The organism is Streptomyces sp. NPDC017529, from assembly GCF_044329785.1.
In the GTDB taxonomy this organism is placed as follows: Bacteria; Actinomycetota; Actinomycetes; order Streptomycetales; family Streptomycetaceae; genus Streptomyces.
This window is the reverse complement of sequence record NZ_JBIRJY010000001.1, coordinates 1-18,671: the sequence shown is the minus strand read 5'-3', so window position 1 is coordinate 18,671 and position 18,671 is coordinate 1. Positions and strand designations below refer to the sequence as shown.

Sequence of the window (18,671 nt, the reverse complement as noted above, 5' to 3'; positions counted from 1 at the left end):
TCCGCCTTCGTGACAGGTTGGTCCGATTTAGCACCTCAGGCTGCGGCGCAGGGAAAGCGACCGTCCGCCTCTGATGATGGGTGAACAAGTGCCGAACGAAGAATCGTGGAGCGTCATCTCCGTCCCCACGTCGAACTCTCTTATTCTCGGTGTCGATTTCCCTGCGGCCGGACGCCGCGAGGCGGGGTTCGCGGACCTGGCGGCCCAAATGGGGTCCGCCTGGTCCGGCCACGGGTTCATGCAGACCACGCTTCCTTCCGTACGGGTGACCGAGCGCCCCGCGGGCGACTTCTACACCGAGCACTGGATGCGGGGTGTGGACTGGGACAAGTACGAGGTGGTGGCCGTGCTCGGCTACTGTCTCGGCGGTGTCTACGCGGCGGAGATCGCGGAGCGCGTGGCGCAGCGGCAGGGCACCGAGCCCCAGATCGTCCTCTTCGACGGGCAGGTCACCGACATCCAGCTGCTCGCCGCCGAAATCAACAAGATGGTCGCCCTGGCCGGCCCCGTCTTCTCCGACGAGGAGGCGGAACAGGCCAGGAAGCGCGCCGCCGAGATCGTCGGGACCCCGTCGATCAGCCTGGTCGACGCGGCCATCGAGGTCGTCGAGCTCTATCGGGAGACGGCCTCCACCGCATTCCGGCGGATCGGCCTTTCCGATTCCCGCAGGGACGAAGTGGTCCAGCTGTTCGAGACGTATATGTCATGGCTTTCCGCTGCCGTGGACATCGATCCGAGCCAGACCTGGAAGCGTTCCCTCGCCCTTACCTCCACGGATTACGCCACCTTGGAGGAGAACGGGGCGGCGACGGCCGTCAACGCCACCAAAATGCTCGGCCGACGCATCTCGCTCGACACCAGCCACGCCGATCTGCTGCGTGACGACTCCACCGTTCGCACACTCCTCGACCACGCCGAATTCTGAGCGTCATGAACACCACGAACAAGGAAAAGGCCCTCTGGCTGATGGAGGAGCTGGTCCCGGAGACCGGGATCAACAACTTGGGGATCGCCCTCCAGGTGAGCGGCCGGCTGCGGCCGGACGTACTGAAGGCGGCCCTGGCCATCGTCCTCGGCCGCTACGAGATGCTGCGGACGGTCTTTCGCGCGACCGGCGCGGAACTGGTCAAGGAGGTCGTCCCCGCGAGCGAGTTCGCCACGGAGATCGAGCCGCTCGACCTGACCGGCGGGTCGCTGGACAAAGACCTCACCGCGTTCGTCGACCGCCCCTTCACGCTCGACGGCCGGCCCCTGGTCAGAGTCGGGTTCGCCACCGCACAGGACGGTGACGTCCTGTGCGTGGGGGTGCACCACCTGGCGTTCGACATGGTTTCCGCCGCCCTCTTCCTCCAGTCGTTCATCCCGGTCTACGACGCGATCGCGGCCGGCCGGCCCGTGCCGCCACAGGCCACCGCGGAGGTCCCGGCCCTCGCCGAGCCCGAGCCGCGGCCCGCCGATGTCGCGTACTGGAGCGAGACGCTGCGGGGCATCGAGCCGGGCGGCCTCGACCTCTGGTGCGGCCTGCCGCGCAGCCGTCAGCCGATGATGACGGGCGAGAACGCGCGCCACACGCTCTCCCCCGAGGCGCAGCACGCCGTGCAGCAACTGCAGCGCGCGGCCAGGGCGCCCGCCGCCGCCGTGATGCTGGCCGCCTACACCGCCCTCCTCGCCTCGCACGGCGCGGGCCCCGACCTTATCGTCGGCACCCCGGTCGATGTCCGCGGGCCGCACACCTCCGCCATCGGGTACCACGTCAACGTGGTCCCGGTCCGGGTCCGCGTCGACCTGGCCGAGGGCTTCCGCCCGCTCGCCCGCCGGGCCCGGGACGCCTTCCTCGGCGCGATGGGGCACGCCAACGCCTCCGTCGACGAACTGGCGGGGGAGATCCCCGAGATCGGCTCGACCTGGCAGTCCGCGCTCTACCGGCACCTGTTCAACTTCCTGCCCGCGGCACCCGTCGGCGAGCTGTCCATCGACGGCATGCCGGCCCGGCTGGTGACGGTCGAGAACCCCTACAGCAAGTTCGACCTCGAACTGGTCGGCACGCCGTCCGACGCGGAGATCCTGCTCCGGTACTCCACCGAGACCCTGGCCCGTGCCGACGTCGAGGCGATGCTGCACCGGCTGGAGGCCCTGCTGATCGAGGCCGCCGAGGACCCGGACCGGCCGCTCGGCGAGAGCGCCGGGTGGAGCGGCACCGACCGTCGGGCCGTCGACCGGGCCAACAACACGACCTCCCCCATCGAACTGCCCACGGTGCAGGCGGCGTTCGCCTCCCGTGCGGCGAGCACGCCGGACGCGCCCGCCGTGGTCGAGGGCGCGCACACCGCCACGTACCGGCAGGTGGACGAGGCGGCGGCCGCCATCCACGCGCTGCTGGCCGGCGCGGGCGTCGGCGCGGGCGACGTGGTGGCGATCGCCGCACCCCGCGGCGAGGAGGCGGCAGCGGCCACCCTCGGCGTCTGGCGGGCAGGCGCCGTCTGCCTGCCGCTCGACATCGGGCACGCCCCGTCCTGGCTGGCTCTACAGCTCACCCACTCCCGGGCGAAGGCCGCCCTGACCGGGACCGGCGTACAGCTTCCCGCCGACGGGGAACTGCCGCCCGTACTGCCGCTGGAGACCGCCCCGGCGACCGGCCCCGCCACGCCGGATGCCACCGCCGAACCGACGGCGCCCGCCTGCCTGTTCCACACCTGCGGGGACGACGGACAGCCGGTCGCCACCATGCTGAGCCACGCGGCCCTCGCCGACACCGTCGGCCACTTCACCACCGAGCTCGGCGTCGAGCCCGGCACCGGCGTACTGGCACTCGCCGCGCCCGGCACGTTCGGCGCGCTCTTCGACCTCTGCCTGACGCTGAGCGCGGGCGGCCGGGTCGTGATCGCGCCGCGGCAGGCGCGGACGGATGGCAGCGGCCTGCGCGAAACCGCCGACCGCCACGGCCCGAGCGTCGTCGTCCTCCCGCCGGGCACCCCCGCCCGCATCCTGGAGGACCTCGCCGGCCGGCCGCACGGGCTGACCGTGCTCGCCCAGGGCGAGGAGCTGTCCCGCGCGACCGCACGGCGGCTCCTGACGGCCGGCTGCCAACTGCACAGCGCCTACGGCACCTTGGAGACCACCGGCTGGGCCCTGTCCGGCCGGGTGGAGGCCGCCGAGGCCGTGAACCGGGGACGGCCGATCACCAACACGCGGGCCTTTGTCACCGCCCCCGACGGCCGGGAACTGCCCATCGGCCTGCGCGGCGAACTCTGCCTCGCAGGGACTGGGCTCGCCCTGAGCGGCCCCGACGACCCCGCCTTCCCGACCCGCACACGGTACGGGCGCCACCACCGCACCGGGCAGCTGGCCCGCTGGCGGACGGACGGAACCATCGAGTGGCTCGGCCGCATCGACCGCCAGGTGGCCACCGACGGCGGCCCCGTCAACCTCGGCGACGTCGAGGCGGAGCTGCTCGACCACCGCGCGGTGACCGCGGCCGCGGCGCTGGCCGTGACGCCGCCCGACGGCGAGCCCACCATCGTCGCCTTCGCCGAGACCGCCGACCACGCCTTCGCCGCGTCCACCGCCTCCTGGCAGGTCGTCCCCCTGGACGCGCTGCCCAGGACCCCCGACGGCCGGACCGACCGGGACGCCCTGGCACGGCTCGCCGAGAAGGCACTCGACCAGGGAAGCGGGCACCAGGACCCGGCGGCGGACGACGCACTCGTACGCGAACTCCTGGAGATGTGGCGCCGGCTCTTGGGCACCGAGGCGACGGCACAGACCAACTTCTTCGAAGCGGGCGGCCATTCGCTGCTCGCCGCCGTACTGGCACAGAAGGTCGAAGAACTGACCGGTACGTCCCTCGAACTCACCGAGGTGTTCCAGTACCCGACCCCCGCCGCTCTCGCCGCGAGGGTGCGCGCGTGACACGCGGGGCAGGGCAGGCCGCCCAGGCCTGACCGTGCCCGTCAGGAAAAGGCTCACGAAACGGCTCACGAAACCGCAGGGAAGAACCTATGAGCACTGCTTTTGAGGAGCACCGCCTCGCCATCGTCGGCGCCGGTGTAATGGGCACGAACATCTCGACTCTCGCCATCGGCCACGGCGTCCCCGTCGTGCTGGTGGACGTCGACGAGGCCGTGCTGGACACGGCGCGCCAGACCATCAAGCAGAAGACACGGCACGCCCAGCTCATGGGCGTGCTGCCGGCGGACCGCCCGCAGGGCACGCTGACCACCAGCGCGTCCCTCGTGGACATCGCGGACGCCACCACCGTCATCGAGGCCGTCACCGAGGTCGCCGAGGTCAAGGAGAAGGTCCTCACCGAGGTCTCCAGGATCGTGCGGCCCGGCACGACCCTGATCTCCAACACCTCCTGCATCCCGATCGACGAGATGGCCTCCTGGACCGTGCGCCCCGAGGAGCTCGTGGGCGTGCACTTCATGAACCCCTCGTACATGATCAAGATGGTCGAGGTCATCCGCGGCCCGCGCACCGACCCCGCCATCCTCGAAGAGGTCACCGGGCTGCTCGGCGTCCTGGGCCGTGAGGCCCTCGTCATCGACGACTCGGCCGGCTTCGTGATCAACCGGCTGCTGCACCCGCTGATCAACACCGCGGCCATGCTCGTCCAGGAAGGCGTCGCCTCCGTCGAGGTCGTCGACGGCCTGCTGGAAGGCTGCCTCGGCCATTCGACCGGTCCGCTGCGGACCGGCGACCTCATCGGCCTGGAGAACCTCGTCGACTCGCTCAACGTGCTCTACGAGCGCCGCGGCGACGAGAGCTGCCGCCCCTGTGACCTCCTGCTCGCGAAGGTGCGGGACGGCCACCTCGGCCGGAAGACCGGCCGGGGCTTCTACGACTACGGAAAGGTCGCGTCATGAGCGTCCAAGAGGAATCTTTCACCACCGAAGGCCTCCAGAAGGAGATCCTCGACTTCCTTGCCGAGCGCATCAAGACGACCGTCGAGGTCGACCAGGACCTCTTCGCGTCCGGCGTCGTCTCCTCCATGTTCGCGATGCAGCTCGTCGTCCACCTTGAGGAGACGTACGACATCGCCATCGTCGGCGGAGACCTCAAGCTCGACAACTTCCGCACCGTCCAGACCATGGCCGGTCTGGTGCTGCGGCTCCGCGACACCTCGGAAACGGCCGAGAATGCCTGAGCAGTTGGCCGGCGAGCTCGCCCTCATCGACGAGCTCGCCGGCGGCCAGGCGGCCGACTGGGACGTCACCGGCGAGCTGCCCACCGACCTGCTGCGCACGCTCGGCGCCCGGGGCCTGCTGTGCGCGCAGGTCCCGCAGACCTACGGCGGCCTGGGGCTGAGCAGCCAGGAAAACGGTGAACTCACCGCCCACGTGGGCGGCCTGTGCAGCTCCCTGCGGAGCATCATGACCTCGCAGGGCATCGTGGCCTGGGCCATCCAGCGGTTCGGCGACCGCGACCAGCGGCGCCGGTTCCTCTCGGAGCTGACCGGCGGAAAGCTCACGGCGGTCGGCTTCAGCGAGCCGGGCGCCGGCAGCGACCTGGCGGCCATGCGGACCCGCATCGAGCCCGACGGGGACGGGTTCACCGTCCACGGCGAGAAGAAGTGGGTCACCGGCACCCGCTACGCGGACTTCGTCCTGATCGTGGGCCGCAACGGCGACGGCGACGGCTCCGCCGCCGCTGTGGTCCCCGTGGACGCCCCGGGCGTGCACATCGAGCTCGTCCCCCACCCGATGGGCTGCCGGGCCGCCGGTCACGCCAACATCCGCCTCGACAACGTCCGCCTGCCCGCCACCCACGTGCTCGGAGGCGGCGGACAGCCCCTGTCGATGCTGTTCACCACGGCACTCTCCTACGGGCGCGTGTCGATCGCGTGGGGCTGCGTCGGCATTCTCCGCGCCTGCCTGAACGCCGCCGGCAGCCACGCCAAGCAGCGGGAGCAGGGCGGAGTGGCGCTCGCCGAGCACCAGCTCGTCCGCAGGCACCTGGCCGAGATGTTCATCGCCGAACAGGCCGCCCTGCGCGCCTGCGAACACGCGAGCCGCTGCTGGGACTCCGCCTCGCCCGACATGGGCCTGATGGCGGTCCTCGCCAAGCACGTCAGCGCCGGCCACGCCGCCCAGAGCGCCGCCACCGCCGTCCAACTGCTCGGGTCGACAGGCTCCGAGGACGGGCACGTGGTGGCCCGCGCGTTCCGGGACGCCAAGCTCATGGAGCTCATAGAAGGCAGCAACGAGATCTGCCAGCTGATCCTGGCGGACCATGCCCTGTCGATTTCCGACGCACACAAGAACCGTGACGATGCGATGCAGGTGGGAGGCCCCCGTGGCTGACAGCCAACCCCTCGTGAAATGCCTGGTCTGGGACCTGGACAACACCGTCTGGGACGGCACGCTCCTGGAAGACCCGAGCGTGGACCTGTTTCCCGGAATACGCGAGACCATCATCGAGCTCGACTCCAGGGGAATCCTGCACTCGGTCTCCAGCAAGAACGACTACGACCTGGCCTGGCAGCACCTGGAAAAGCTGGGCATCGCCGAGTACTTCGTCCACCCCCAAATCGGCTGGGGGCGCAAGTCCGACGCGGTCAGGGAGATAGCCGAGCGGCTGAACTTCGCCCAGACCGCCGTCGCCTTCATCGACGACCTGCCCACCGAGCGCGCCGAAGTGAACTTCCACGCGCCCGACATCCGCTGCTATGCGGCCGACCAGGCGACCACGCTGACCGGACTGCCCGAATTCAGTCCCGAGGTCGTCACCGTCGACGCCCGGCGCCGCCGCGAGATGTACCAGGCCAGCTTCCGCCGGGACGCCGAGAAGGACACCTTCAACGGCCCCGACGAGGACTTCCTGCGCACCCTCGACCTCGTCATGGCGATCAAGCGGGCCGACGAGGAGGACCTCTCGCGGGTCGAGGAACTGACCCTGCGCACCAGCCAGATGAACGCGACCGGCGTCCACTACTCCGACGCCGATCTGCGCGCCCTGCTGGCCGACCCGGACCACGAGGTCCTCACCGTCACCCTCACCGACCGGTTCGGACCGCACGGCGCGGTCGGCGTGCTCCTGCTGGAGCGCCACCCGGGCCTGTGGCACCTCAAGCTCCTGGCGACCTCGTGCCGCGTGGTGACGTTCGGGGCCGGCGCGGTCATCCTCAACTGGCTCATCGACCAGGCAGCGCAGGCCGGCGCGCACCTCGTCGCCGACTTCCGGGCGACCGACCGCAACCGCATGATGGACATCGCCTACCGGTTCGCGGGCTTCGCCAACGACTCCTGCTGCTGCCTCGCCGCCCTCGGCGAGCCCGCGGAGAAGGACGTACAGCGGCTGCACCTGCTCGCCACCCCGCGCGAGGCGCCGACGACGATGCGGCTCACCTCGCCCGAACTGGCCGTGGCCGCAGGCGACCAGGACGCCGTCGCACACGGATAAGGGACGCGAGTTTCTCCACCGACCGGGATGTGGCGCGCCGCTCAACCGACGCGCCCTCCACGGTTGAACGCATGGTGTGCCGGGCCGACCAGCCATATCGTGGCTGTCGGGGCGCCGGCGCGCTTTTTTATTACGTCGATATTTCCCTTGGCGGAAGAATTTCGACCAGGTATCGCACTCAACCTCCGGAATGCCGAGGGAATTGTGAACGAGACTGATGGGGCAGCTCCGACGGAATTCGCGGCAGCCGGAGCCGAGCCACTGGCCATCGTGGGCATGAGCTGCCGATACCCAGGCGGAGTTCGTTCACCCGAGGATCTGTGGAAACTCCTGGGCGAGCAGCGGGATGTCCTCTCCGACTTTCCCGGGGACCGGAACTGGGATCGCGAATCCCTGTACGGCCAGGACCCGGAGAGCCCTGGGAAGACCTATCTCACCCGGGGCGGCTTCCTTGAGGACGTCGCCGGTTTCGACGCGGGGTTCTTCGGTATCCCGCCGCGCGAGGCCCTGTCGATGGAGCCGCAGCAGCGCCTTCTGCTCGAAGCCTCGTGGGAGGCACTGGAGCGCGCGGCCATCACCCCCGCCGCGATCCGGGGCACCAGAACCGGCGTGTTCGTGGGCGCCGAGCCCAGGGAGTACGGCCCCAGGCTGCAGGAAGCGCCCGAGAGCGTTAAGGGCTACCTGCTCACCGGCACGACGACCAGCGTGATGTCGGGCCGTATCTCCTACCTCCTGGGACTGCACGGCCCCTCCATCACGGTCGACACCTCCGCCTCCAGCTCCCTGGTCGCCATTCACCTCGCCGCACAGGCCCTGCGCCAGGGCGACTGCTCGCTCGCCCTGGCCGGTGGCGTCTCCGTGATGGCCACGCCGGGAAACTTCGTCGCCTTCAGCGGCCTGCGCGCGCTGTCCCCCGAGGGCGTGTGCAAACCCTTCTCCGCTGCGGCCGACGGCACCGTGTGGTCGGAGGGCGTCGGTCTGCTCGTCCTGGAGCGCCTGTCCGACGCCGTACGCAGCGGCCACTCCGTCCTGGCCGTGCTGCGCGGCTCGGCGATCAACTCCGACGGCCCCAGCGACGGCCTCACCGCCCCCAACGGCCAAGCCCAGCAGGCCGTCATCCGCCGGGCCCTGGCCAACGCCGGCCTCGCCGCCGCCGACGTGGACGCGGTGGAGGCGCACGGCACGGGCACCAGGCTGGGCGACCCGATCGAGGCGCAGGCGCTCCTTGCCACCTACGGCCAGGAGCGCGCCGGTCAAGGACCGCTGTGGCTCGGCTCGGTGAAGTCCAACATCGGCCACACCCAGGCGGCGGCCGGCGTGGCCGGCGTCATCAAGATGGTGCTCGCCCTGCGCCACGGCCGGCTGCCCGCGACGCTGCACGCCGGCGAACCCTCGCCGCACGTGGACTGGTCGGCGGGCCAGGTGCGGCTGCTGGCACAGTCGACCCCCTGGCCCGCCGGAGAGCGCACCCGCCGCGCCGGGGTGTCCGCGTTCGGCATCAGCGGCACCAATGTCCACGTCATCGTCGAGGAGGCCCCGGCCACAGCCGAGGTGACCGCGGCGGTCACGGCCCCGGCGGTCACGGGCGCCTGCGCATGGCTGGTCTCGGGCCGCTCGGCGCAGGCGCTGTCGGCCCAGGCCGTCCGTCTGCGCGCGTGGCTGGAGGAACATCCGCAACAGCAACCGGCCGACATAGCCTGGTCGTTGGCGAGCACGCGCTCGGCGTTCGAGCACCGCGCCGTGGTACTGGGCACCGACCGTGCCGAGCTGGCGACCGGTCTGGAGCGGCTCGCCGACGGGGCCCCCTCGGCATCGGTGGTCTCGGGCGTGGCCCGGCCCGGCGCACGGGTGGGGCTGGTCTTCGCGGGGCAGGGCTCGCAGTGGGCCGGCATGGGGCGCGGTCTGTACGAAGGCAGCCCGGTCTTCGCCGAGGCCTTCGACCGGGCGTGCGGCCTGCTGGAGTCGGAGCTCGGAATCCCGGTACGGGACGTCGTCCTGGGCACCGACGGCGTAGACGAGGCCCTCGCGGACCAGACGCTGTACGCGCAGACGGGGCTGTTCGCCTTCGAGGTCGGCGTCGCAGCGGTACTGAAGGCGGCCGGTGTGGTCGCCGATGCGGTGGTGGGCCATTCCGTCGGCGAGGTGGCCGCCGCGTACGTGGCCGGAGTGCTGTCCCTGGACGACGCCTGCCGACTGGTGGCCGCACGCGCCCGGCTGATGCAGGCGCTGCCCAGCGGCGGCGCCATGGCCGCGATCAACGCGCCGGAAGCCGACGTGCTCGCCGGCCTGGCGGAGCTGCCCGGCGTCTCCATCGCGGTGGTCAACGGCCCGGAGTCGGTGGTGGTTTCGGGCGAGGCGGACGCGGTCGACCGGGTCGTGGCGCAGTGGCGCGAGCGGGGCCGTCGGGTGCGACGGCTGCGGGTCTCGCACGCGTTCCACTCCACGGCCATGGACCCGGTCCTCGAAGAGCTGGGAGACGTCGCGGCGGGACTGGAATACCAGCGGCCACAGTTGGTCTGGGCGGGCGCGCTGACCGGTGACGTACTGACCGAGTGCGACGGCGCGTACTGGCCCGCGCAGACGCGGCAGGCGGTGCGCTTCGGCGACGCCGTCGCCGCCCTCGCGGCGCAGGGCGTGTCGGTCTTCATCGAGGTGGGCCCCGACGGCTCGCTCTCGACGCTGGGCCCGGACGCGGTGGCGGACGTCCCGGGCGCGCAGAGCGTGTTCATCCCGCTCCAGCGGCGGGCCGACGCGGGCGCCGCGAGCCTGGTGGCGGGCCTGGCGCGGGCGTTCGTCCAGGGCGCCTCGGTGGACTGGAGCGCCGTACTGCCGGCCGGCGAGCGCGTGGACCTGCCCACGTACGCCTTCCGGCACGAGCGCTTCTGGCTCGACGGCGGAGCGCCCTCGCACGTGAGGGAGGTGCCGCAGCCGGCCCCCGGCGCGGCCGTACTGCCCCCGCTCGACGCCGGCACCGGGGTGCTGCGCGAGCTGGCGGGGCGCCCGGCACCCGAGCAGGACCAGATGATCCTGGACCTGATCCAGACACATGCCGCGGCGGTCCTCGGGCACTCCGCACCCCAGGCGATCGACCCCGGGCACACCTTCAAGGACCTCGGCTTCGACTCGGTGACCGGGGTCGAGCTGCGCAACAGGCTGAGCACCGCGGTCGCCATGCGGCTGCCCTCCTCCCTGATCTTCGACTACCCGACGCCGACGGTGCTCTCCGAGTTCCTGCGGGCGCAGGCGCTGGGACACGCGGACGGGACACCGGCACACGCCCGGCCCGCCGCACCCACCGACGAGCCCATCGCGATCGTGTCGATGAGCTGCCGCCTCCCCGGGGGCGTGAACGCCCCCGAGCAGCTGTGGGACCTGCTGGCCGAGGGCGGGGACGCGGTCGCGCAACTCCCCACCGACCGGGGCTGGGACCTGTCGCGGCTGTACGACCCGGACGCGGAGCGGGCCGGCACCTTCTATGCGCGCGCGGGTGGATTCATCTCGGGGGCCGGCGAGTTCGACGCCGAGTTCTTCGGCGTCAGCCCGCGCGAGGCCCTGGCCATGGACCCGCAACAGCGCCTGCTCCTGGAGCTCTCCTGGGAAGCCCTCGAACGGGCGGGCATCGCCCCGAAGCAGCTGCGCGGCTCGTCGACCGGCGTCTTCGTCGGCGCGTCCTCCTCCGGTTACGGCGCCGACGCGCCCGAAGCACTTGAGGGTCACCTCCAGTCGGGTATCGCCCCCAGCGTGATCTCGGGCCGGGTCGCCTACACGCTCGGGTTGGAAGGGCCCGCCCTGACCGTGGACACGGCGTGCTCGTCCTCCCTGGTGGCACTGCACCTGGCCGCCCAGGCCTTGCGGTCCGGCGAGTGCTCGCTGGCACTCGCGGGCGGCGTCACCGTCCACGCCAGCCCGTCGTGGCTGGTCTGGTTCAGCCGCCAGCGCGGCCTGGCCGCCGACGGCCGCTGCAAGGCGTACTCGGAACAGGCCGACGGCATGGGCATGGCCGAGGGAGCCGGCGTCGTCGTACTGGAGCGGTTGTCGGACGCGCGGCGACTGGGACACCAGGTGCTGGCGGTGGTGTCCGGCAGCGCGGTCAACCAGGACGGCGCGTCGAACGGACTGACGGCGCCGAACGGCCCCGCACAGCAGCGGGTGATCCGTGCTGCGCTGGCCAACGCCGGGCTGGGAACGGGTGATGTGGATGTGGTCGAGGGCCATGGCACGGGCACCCGGCTGGGCGACCCCATCGAGGCGCAGGCGCTGCTGGCGACGTACGGCCAGGGACGGCCGGAAGACCGCCCGCTGTGGCTGGGCACAGTGAAGTCCAACATCGGGCACGCCCAGTGGGCCGCGGGCATCGCGGGGGTCATCAAGATGGTGTCGGCGATGCGGCACGGCATCGTCCCGGCGACGCTGCACGCCGAGGTGCCGTCCTCGCGTATCGACTGGGATGCGGGTGCGGTGCGGCTGGTCACGGAGGCCGCTCCGTGGCCGGAGGTGGGGGAGCGTCCGCGGCGTGCGGGCGTGTCCTCGTTCGGCATCAGTGGCACCAACGCTCACGTGATCATCGAGGAGGCGCCGGACGACGAAGCGCCCGTGCCTGGCTCTGCATCCGCGCCGGTGGGTGCTGGTGGTGTGGTGTTGCCGGTGGTGCCGTGGGTGGTGTCGGGTCGGTCGGCTGCTGGGCTGGTGGGGCAGGCTGAGCGGTTGGCGGAGTTTGTCGAGCGGCGTCCGGACGTGGGCGCGAGTGACGTGGGATGGTCGCTGGCGTCTTTGCGTGGGGTGTTGGAGCACCGTGCGGTGGTGCTGGGTGCCGATCGTGAGGAACTGGGCGCCGGAATGTTGGCGTTGGCTGAGGGTCGTGAGGTTCCGGGTGTGGTGTCCGGGGCGTCGGCTGGTGGTGTGGGCAAGGTCGGCTTCGTGTTCACGGGGCAGGGTGCCCAGCGGGTGGGTATGGGTCAGGGGCTGTATGCGGCGTTCCCGGTGTTCGCCGAGGCCTTCGATGCCGTGTGCGCGGGTCTGGCCGAGCATCTGGACGGTTCGCTGGCAGCGGTGATCCGTGGTGAGGGCGAGGCGTCCTGGCCGGGTGAGGGCAGGCTTGACGAGACGGTGTGGGCGCAGTCCGGCTTGTTTGCGGTTGAGGTGGCGCTGTTCCGGTTGCTGGAGTCGTGGGGTGTGTGTCCGCAGGTGGTGGCGGGGCATTCGATTGGTGAGCTGGCGGCTGCGTATGTGGCGGGGGTGTGGTCGCTGGAGGATGCGTGTGCGGTGGTGGCCGCACGTGGGCGGCTGATGCAGGAGCTGCCGACTGGCGGTGCCATGGTTGCGATTGAGGCCAGTGAGGAGCGGGTCCTCGAAGCGATCAAGGGCCGCCCGGGTGTCGGCATCGCGGCGGTTAACGGCCCAAAGGCTGTAGTGATTTCCGGCGTGGAGGACGAGGTACTTGCTGCGGCGGAAGAACTCGCGCAGACCGGGGCCCGTACGAGTCGTCTGCGGGTCTCGCATGCCTTCCACTCGCCGTTGATGGAGCCGATGCTGGAGGAGTTCGCGCGCGTCGTTGGCTCCGTGACCGCCCGGGAGCCTCGTCTGACGTTGGTGTCGGGCCTGACCGGCAAGCCGGTGAGCGCTGAGGTGGCCGATCCGTCGTACTGGGTGCGGCATGTGCGGGAGGCGGTCCGTTTCGCGGATGCGGCCGGGGCGCTGCGGGGCGCCGGTGTGCGGACGTTCATCGAGATCGGACCGGACGGTGTCCTGTCGGGCATGGGCCCGCAGTCCCGTACGGACGCCGACGGCGACGTTGCTGAAGTGTGGCTGCCGGTGCTGCGCCGTGGCCGTGACGAACCGCGCGCACTGCTGACGGCGCTTGCCAAGGCGTTCGTATGGGGTGTGGACGTTGGCTGGGACCAGGTCTTTGCGGGTACGGGTGCCCAGCGGGTGGACCTGCCCACGTATGCCTTCCAGCGGCAGCGGTACTGGCTGACCCCCGCCGTGGGCAGGCGTGCCGAGGATCTGGGCCTGGAGAGCCCGCGTCATCCGCTGCTGGGGGCGGCGGTGACGCTGCCCGCGACCGGCGGTCTGATGTTGACGGGTCGGTTGTCTCTGTCGGGGCAGTCGTGTTTGGCCGATCATGTGGTGGCCGGGCAGGTGTTGGTGCCGGGTGCCGCGTTGGTCGAGATGGTGGTGCGGGCCGGTGACGAGGCCGGATGTGGTCAGGTCGAGGAACTGGTCATCGAGGCGCCGCTGATGCTCTCGCAGCAGAGCGGGAAGCGGGTTCAGGTCACCGTTGACGAGCCCGACGAGGCCGGTCGTCGTGCGGTAGCGGTCTATGCCCAGGCCGACGACGCCGCGTCCGAGGCGGAGTGGGTTCGGCATGCGGTTGGCATGGTGGCCCCGGCTGGCTCTGCGGTTTCCGACAGTGGGCTGGCGCAGTGGCCCCCGGCCGGTGCCGTCGCCGTGGACCTGGACGATTTCTACCCGGCGCTGGCGGCGAGCGGTCTCGCGTATGGTCCCGTGTTCCAGGGGATGCGTGCGGCCTGGCGGCGTGGCGACGAACTGTTCGCGGAAGTCGCCCTGCCGGAGGGTGTGAACGCCGCCGACTTTGGGATACATCCGGCGCTGCTGGACGCCGCGTTGCATGTGATCGTGGGCACGGGTGTGCACGGGGACCGGCCTGACGTCCCGTTCGCCTGGAAGAACGTCAGCCTGCATGCGTCGGGTGCGTCGGTGGCTCGGGTCCGGGTGACCCCGGAGCGTACTGGCGAGGGCGTATCGCTGACCCTCGCCGACGCCACCGGTGAACTGATCGTCTCGGTGGGCTCGCTGGTCCTGCGGCCCCTTGCCGCTGCGGCGGCGTCGGCTCGTGAGGGTCTGTATGGCGTGGAGTGGGTGCCGGTCGTGCCCGAGGGCGAGTCGGTGTCTGAGCGTCTGTGGGTGGAGCTGGGTGCCGAGGGTGTGAGTGGCCTGGTGGCGTCGGTGGATGGGGGCGGTGAGGTCCCCTCGGTTGTGGTGCTGCGGGTCGTGCCGGAGGTGGGCACGGCTGGTGTTGCGGGCGCGGCTCGTAGCGCGGCGGTGCGCGTATTGGGTGTCGTACAGGAGTGGCTTGCGCAAGAGGCCTTGTCCGGGTCGCGGCTGTTGGTGGTGACCGAGCGTGCGGTGGATGCGGGTGCGGACTGCGCCGTGGAGGTTGCCCCTGCTGCGGTGTGGGGGTTGGTGCGGGTGGCGCAGGCGGAGAATCCGGGGCGTTTGGTGCTGGCGGATGTGGATGATCTGTCCGCCGATGGTGTCGTGGCGTGGCTGCGGGTGGGTGTGGGTTCGGGTGAGCCGCAGTTCGCGGTGCGCGGGGGTCAGGTGCGGGTACCGAGGTTGGCGCGGGTTGCTCTGGAGCCGTCGGCTCCGGTGGGTGGTCCTGCGGGCACGGTGTTGGTGACGGGTGCGTCGGGTGCTCTGGGGGGTCTGGTGGCCCGGCATCTGGCTGAGTCGGGCAGGGTTGAGCGGCTGCTGCTGGTCTCCCGCCGTGGCATCGAGGCTTCCGGCATGCCGGAACTGGTTGTAGAACTGGAGCAGGTGGGTGTCGAGGTCACCGTTGCGGCGTGCGATGCCGCCGACCGTGCCCAGCTCGCCGAGGTCCTGGACGGTGTGCCGCTGACGGGTGTCATTCACGCGGCCGGGATCGTGGACGACGGCTTGGCCACGGCTCTGACCGCGGAGCGCGTGGAGTCGGTGATGCGGCCGAAGGTTGACGCGGCCTGGAACCTGCACGAGCTGACCCGCGACCTGGACCTGGACACCTTCGTGCTGTTCTCTTCGGTGTCCGGGGTCTGGGGCAACCCGGGCCAGGCCAACTACGCGGCGGGCAACACCTTCCTGGACGCCCTGGCCGCGTACCGCCGAAGGTCCGGTGTGCCGGCGACATCCCTGGTGTGGGGTCCGTGGGAGTACGGCATGGCAAGCGCGCTCGCCGATGTCGACTGGCTGCGGCTGTCCCGCCAGGGGCTGAAGCCGCTGTCCGCGGCGGACGGCCTCGCCATGCTGGACGCGGCCGCTGGTGCCGCCGACCCGCTGCTGGTGACGGCCCGGCTTGACCTGCCTGCCCTGCGTAGCGCCGGCGAGGTTCCGCCGCTGCTGTCCGGCCTTGTCCGTACGGCGCGGACGGGCTCGTCTGCCCGCCGTACCGTCGGCCAGGCCGCCGATGGCCAGAACGCGCTGGCCGCACGTCTGGCAGGGCTGGGCCCGGCCGAACAGCACGAGGTCGTGCAGGACCTGGTCATGGCGCAGGCCGCCATGGTGCTGGGCATGTCGGGCCCCGAAGCCGTCGACCCCGGCCGCTCCTTCCGCGACGCCGGCTTCGACTCCCTGACGGCAGTCGAACTGCGCAGCCGCCTGAACAACGCCATGGGCCTGCGGCTGTCGGCGACGGTGGTGTTCGACTATCCGACTCCGGCGGCGCTGACCGACTTCGTACTGCGCGAGGTGGTTGGCGAGCCGGATGCCATGACGGTGGGCTCGTCCCTCCAGGCGGCCGGCGGAGCGCCGGTCGACGACGACCGTCTGGTGATCGTGGGGATGGCTTGCCACTTCCCCGGTGGTGTGTCGTCTCCGGGTGAGTTCTGGCAGCTGCTCGCATCGGGGCGGGACGCGGTGGGTGCGTTCCCGGTGGATCGTGGTTGGGCCGAGGACATCCATGACCCGGATCCGGATGCGGTGGGGAAGAGTGTCTCGAACGAGGGCGGTTTCCTTTACGACGCCGGGGAGTTTGACGCGGAGTTCTTCGGGATCAGTCCGCGTGAGGCGGTGGCGATGGATCCGCAGCAGCGGCTGCTGCTGGAGACGTCGTGGGAGGCGCTGGAGGACGCGGGGATCGATCCGGGATCGTTGAAGGGCAGCGATACGGGCGTCTTCGCGGGCCTCTTCTACCACGACTACCTGCCGACTCGCGCTGTGCCGGAGGAAGTGGAGGGATACATCGGCACGGGTGGTGTGGGTGCGGTTGCCTCGGGGCGGGTCGCGTACGCGCTGGGCTTGGAGGGTCCGGCGGTGACGGTGGACACGGCGTGTTCCTCGTCGTTGGTGGCTCTGCATCTGGCGTGCCAGTCGTTGCGTTCGGGGGAGTCGTCCCTTGCATTGGCCGGCGGTGTGACGGTGATGTCGACCCCGGGGACGTTCATCGACTTTTCGCGGCAGCGGGGCTTGGCGGCGGACGGTCGCTGCAAGGCGTACTCGGAACAGGCCGACGGCACGGGCTGGGGCGAGGGTGTCGGCGTCCTGGTCGTCGAGCGGCTGTCGGACGCGCGGCGCAACGGTCACCGGATTCTCGCGGTGGTGGCCGGAACGGCGATGAACCAGGACGGTGCTTCCAACGGTCTGACGGCGCCGAACGGCCCGTCGCAGCAGCGGGTGATTCGCGCGGCGCTGGCGAGCGCCGGTGTGGGCGCCGATGGCGTGGATGTGGTCGAGGGCCATGGCACGGGTACGCGGCTGGGCGATCCGATCGAGGCGCAGGCACTGCTGGCGACGTACGGCCAGGGTCGGCCGGAGGAGCGGCCGTTGCTGTTGGGTTCGGTGAAGTCCAACATCGGGCATGCGCAGGCGGCGGCCGGCGTGGCGGGGGTCATCAAGATGGTGTCGGCGATGCGGCACGGCATCGTCCCGGCGACGCTGCACGCCGAGGTGCCGTCCTCGCGTATCGACTGGGATGCGGGTGCGGTGCGGCTGGTGACCGAGGCCGCTCCGTGGCCGGAGGTGGGGGAGCGTCCGCGGCGTGCGGGCGTGTCCTCGTTCGGGTTCTCCGGCACCAACGCCCACGTGATCATCGAGCAGGCCCCGGAGGACACTTCCGCGCTTGAGGGCGAGTCTGCCCCGGCTGAGGGCGCTGGCGGCGATGGTGGTGTGGTGTTGCCGGTGGTGCCGTGGGTGGTGTCGGGCCGGTCGGCTGCTGGGCTGGTGGGGCAGGCCGAGCGGTTGGCGGAGTTTGTCGAGCGGCGTCCGGACGTGGGCGCGAGTGGCATGGGATGGTCGCTGGCGTCTTTGCGTGGGGTGTTGGAGCACCGGGCGGTGGTGCTGGGTGCCGATCGTGAGGAACTGGCCGCCGGAGTTCGGGCGTTGGCGGAAGGCCGCGAGGTTCCCGGTGTCGTCTGTGGGGCGCCGAGCACTGCGGGCAAGGTCGGCTTCGTGTTCACGGGGCAGGGTGCCCAGCGGGTCGGCATGGGTCAGGGGCTGTATGCGGCGTTCCCGGTCTTCGCTGAGGCCTTCGATGCCGTGTGCGCGGGTCTGGCCGAGCATCTGGAGGGTTCGCTGGCGGCGGTGATCCGTGGTGAGGGCGAGGCGTCCTGGCCGGGTGAGGGCCGCATCGGCGAGACGGTGTGGGCGCAGTCCGGTTTGTTTGCGGTCGAGGTGGCGTTGTTTCGGCTGTTGGAGTCGTGGGGCGTGCGTCCGCAGGTGGTGGCGGGGCATTCGATTGGTGAGCTGGCGGCTGCGTATGTGGCGGGGGTGTGGTCGCTGGAGGATGCGTGTGCGGTGGTGGTTGCGCGCGGCCGGCTGATGCAGGAGCTGCCGACTGGCGGTGCCATGGTTGCGATTGAGGCCAGTGAGGAGCGGGTCCTCGAAGCGATCAAGGGCCGCCCGGGTGTCGGCATCGCGGCGGTTAACGGCCCAAAGGCTGTAGTGATTTCCGGCGTGGAGGACGAGGTACTTGCTGCGGCGGAAGAACTCGCGCAGACCGGGGCCCGTACGAGTCGTCTGCGGGTCTCGCATGCCTTCCACTCGCCGTTGATGGAGCCGATGCTGGAGGAGTTCGCGCGCGTCGTTGGCTCCGTCACCGCCCGGGAGCCTCGTCTGACGCTGGTGTCGGCTCTGACCGGCAAGCCTGTGACCAGTGAGGTCACCGATCCTTCGTACTGGGTGCGGCACGTTCGCGAAGCGGTCCGCTTTGCCGATGCGGCCTGCGCGCTCCGCGACAGCGGCGTACGGACATTCATCGAGATCGGTCCGGACGGTGTGCTGTCGGGCATGGGCCCGCAGTCCCGTACGGACGCCGACGGCGACGTTGCCGAGGTGTGGCTGCCGGTGCTGCGCCGCGGCCGTGACGAACCCCGCGCGCTGCTCACGGCGCTGGCGAAGCTGTTCGTACGGGGGCTCGCGGTGGAGTGGGGGAAGGTCTTCGCGGGTACGGGTGCCCAGCGGGTGGACCTGCCCACGTATGCCTTCCAGCGGCAGCGGTACTGGCTGCCGGGTGGTTCCGGCGCGGTGGATGCGGCGGGGCTGGGTCAGTTTCCCGCGCG

The 18,671-nt window shown here is 71.1% G+C and carries 6 protein-coding genes and 1 pseudogene; all 7 read left to right on the top strand.

The genetic code is table 11. The features are described from left to right. The first annotated feature begins 88 nt into the window (after positions 1-88). Positions 89-925 (top strand): hypothetical protein, encoded by an 837-nt coding sequence (locus ACH4K4_RS00035; protein ID WP_398163685.1) that lies wholly within the window; start codon positions 89-91, stop codon positions 923-925. 5 nt (positions 926-930) lie between these two features. Beyond that, positions 931-3,909 (top strand): AMP-binding protein, encoded by a 2,979-nt coding sequence (locus ACH4K4_RS00030; RefSeq protein WP_398163684.1) that lies wholly within the window; start codon positions 931-933, stop codon positions 3,907-3,909. Between the two features lie 89 nt (positions 3,910-3,998). Further along, complete coding sequence (locus ACH4K4_RS00025) at positions 3,999-4,865, top strand: 3-hydroxyacyl-CoA dehydrogenase family protein (protein WP_398163683.1); 867 nt, start codon at positions 3,999-4,001, stop codon at positions 4,863-4,865. Beyond that, positions 4,862-5,146, top strand: coding sequence for an acyl carrier protein (locus ACH4K4_RS00020; RefSeq protein ID WP_398163682.1), 285 nt, complete (start codon positions 4,862-4,864; stop codon positions 5,144-5,146). The genes ACH4K4_RS00025 and ACH4K4_RS00020 overlap by 4 nt, the downstream gene beginning before the upstream one ends. Then, on the top strand, positions 5,139-6,302 hold the full coding sequence (locus ACH4K4_RS00015; protein ID WP_398163681.1) for an acyl-CoA dehydrogenase family protein: 1,164 nt from the start codon (positions 5,139-5,141) through the stop codon (positions 6,300-6,302). Before ACH4K4_RS00020 ends, ACH4K4_RS00015 begins: the two co-directional genes overlap by 8 nt. After that, positions 6,271-7,401, top strand: a complete 1,131-nt coding sequence (locus tag ACH4K4_RS00010) for an HAD-IIIC family phosphatase (protein WP_398164478.1) — start codon at positions 6,271-6,273, stop codon at positions 7,399-7,401. The genes ACH4K4_RS00015 and ACH4K4_RS00010 overlap by 32 nt, the downstream gene beginning before the upstream one ends. Positions 7,402-7,656: 255 nt before the next feature. Further along, positions 7,657-18,671: pseudogene (locus tag ACH4K4_RS00005) on the top strand (SDR family NAD(P)-dependent oxidoreductase); the annotation flags it as partial.

Bases quoted from the DNA above. Each gene is read 5' to 3' on its own strand.
- ACH4K4_RS00025 (WP_398163683.1), top strand. From the start codon at position 3,999: ATGAGCACTGCTTTTGAGGAGCACCGCCTCGCCATCGTCGGCGCCGGT.
- ACH4K4_RS00020 (WP_398163682.1), top strand. From the start codon at position 4,862: ATGAGCGTCCAAGAGGAATCTTTCACCACCGAAGGCCTCCAGAAGGAG.
- ACH4K4_RS00030 (WP_398163684.1), top strand. From the start codon at position 931: ATGAACACCACGAACAAGGAAAAGGCCCTCTGGCTGATGGAGGAGCTG.
- ACH4K4_RS00015 (WP_398163681.1), top strand. From the start codon at position 5,139: ATGCCTGAGCAGTTGGCCGGCGAGCTCGCCCTCATCGACGAGCTCGCC.
- ACH4K4_RS00010 (WP_398164478.1), top strand. From the start codon at position 6,271: ATGCGATGCAGGTGGGAGGCCCCCGTGGCTGACAGCCAACCCCTCGTG.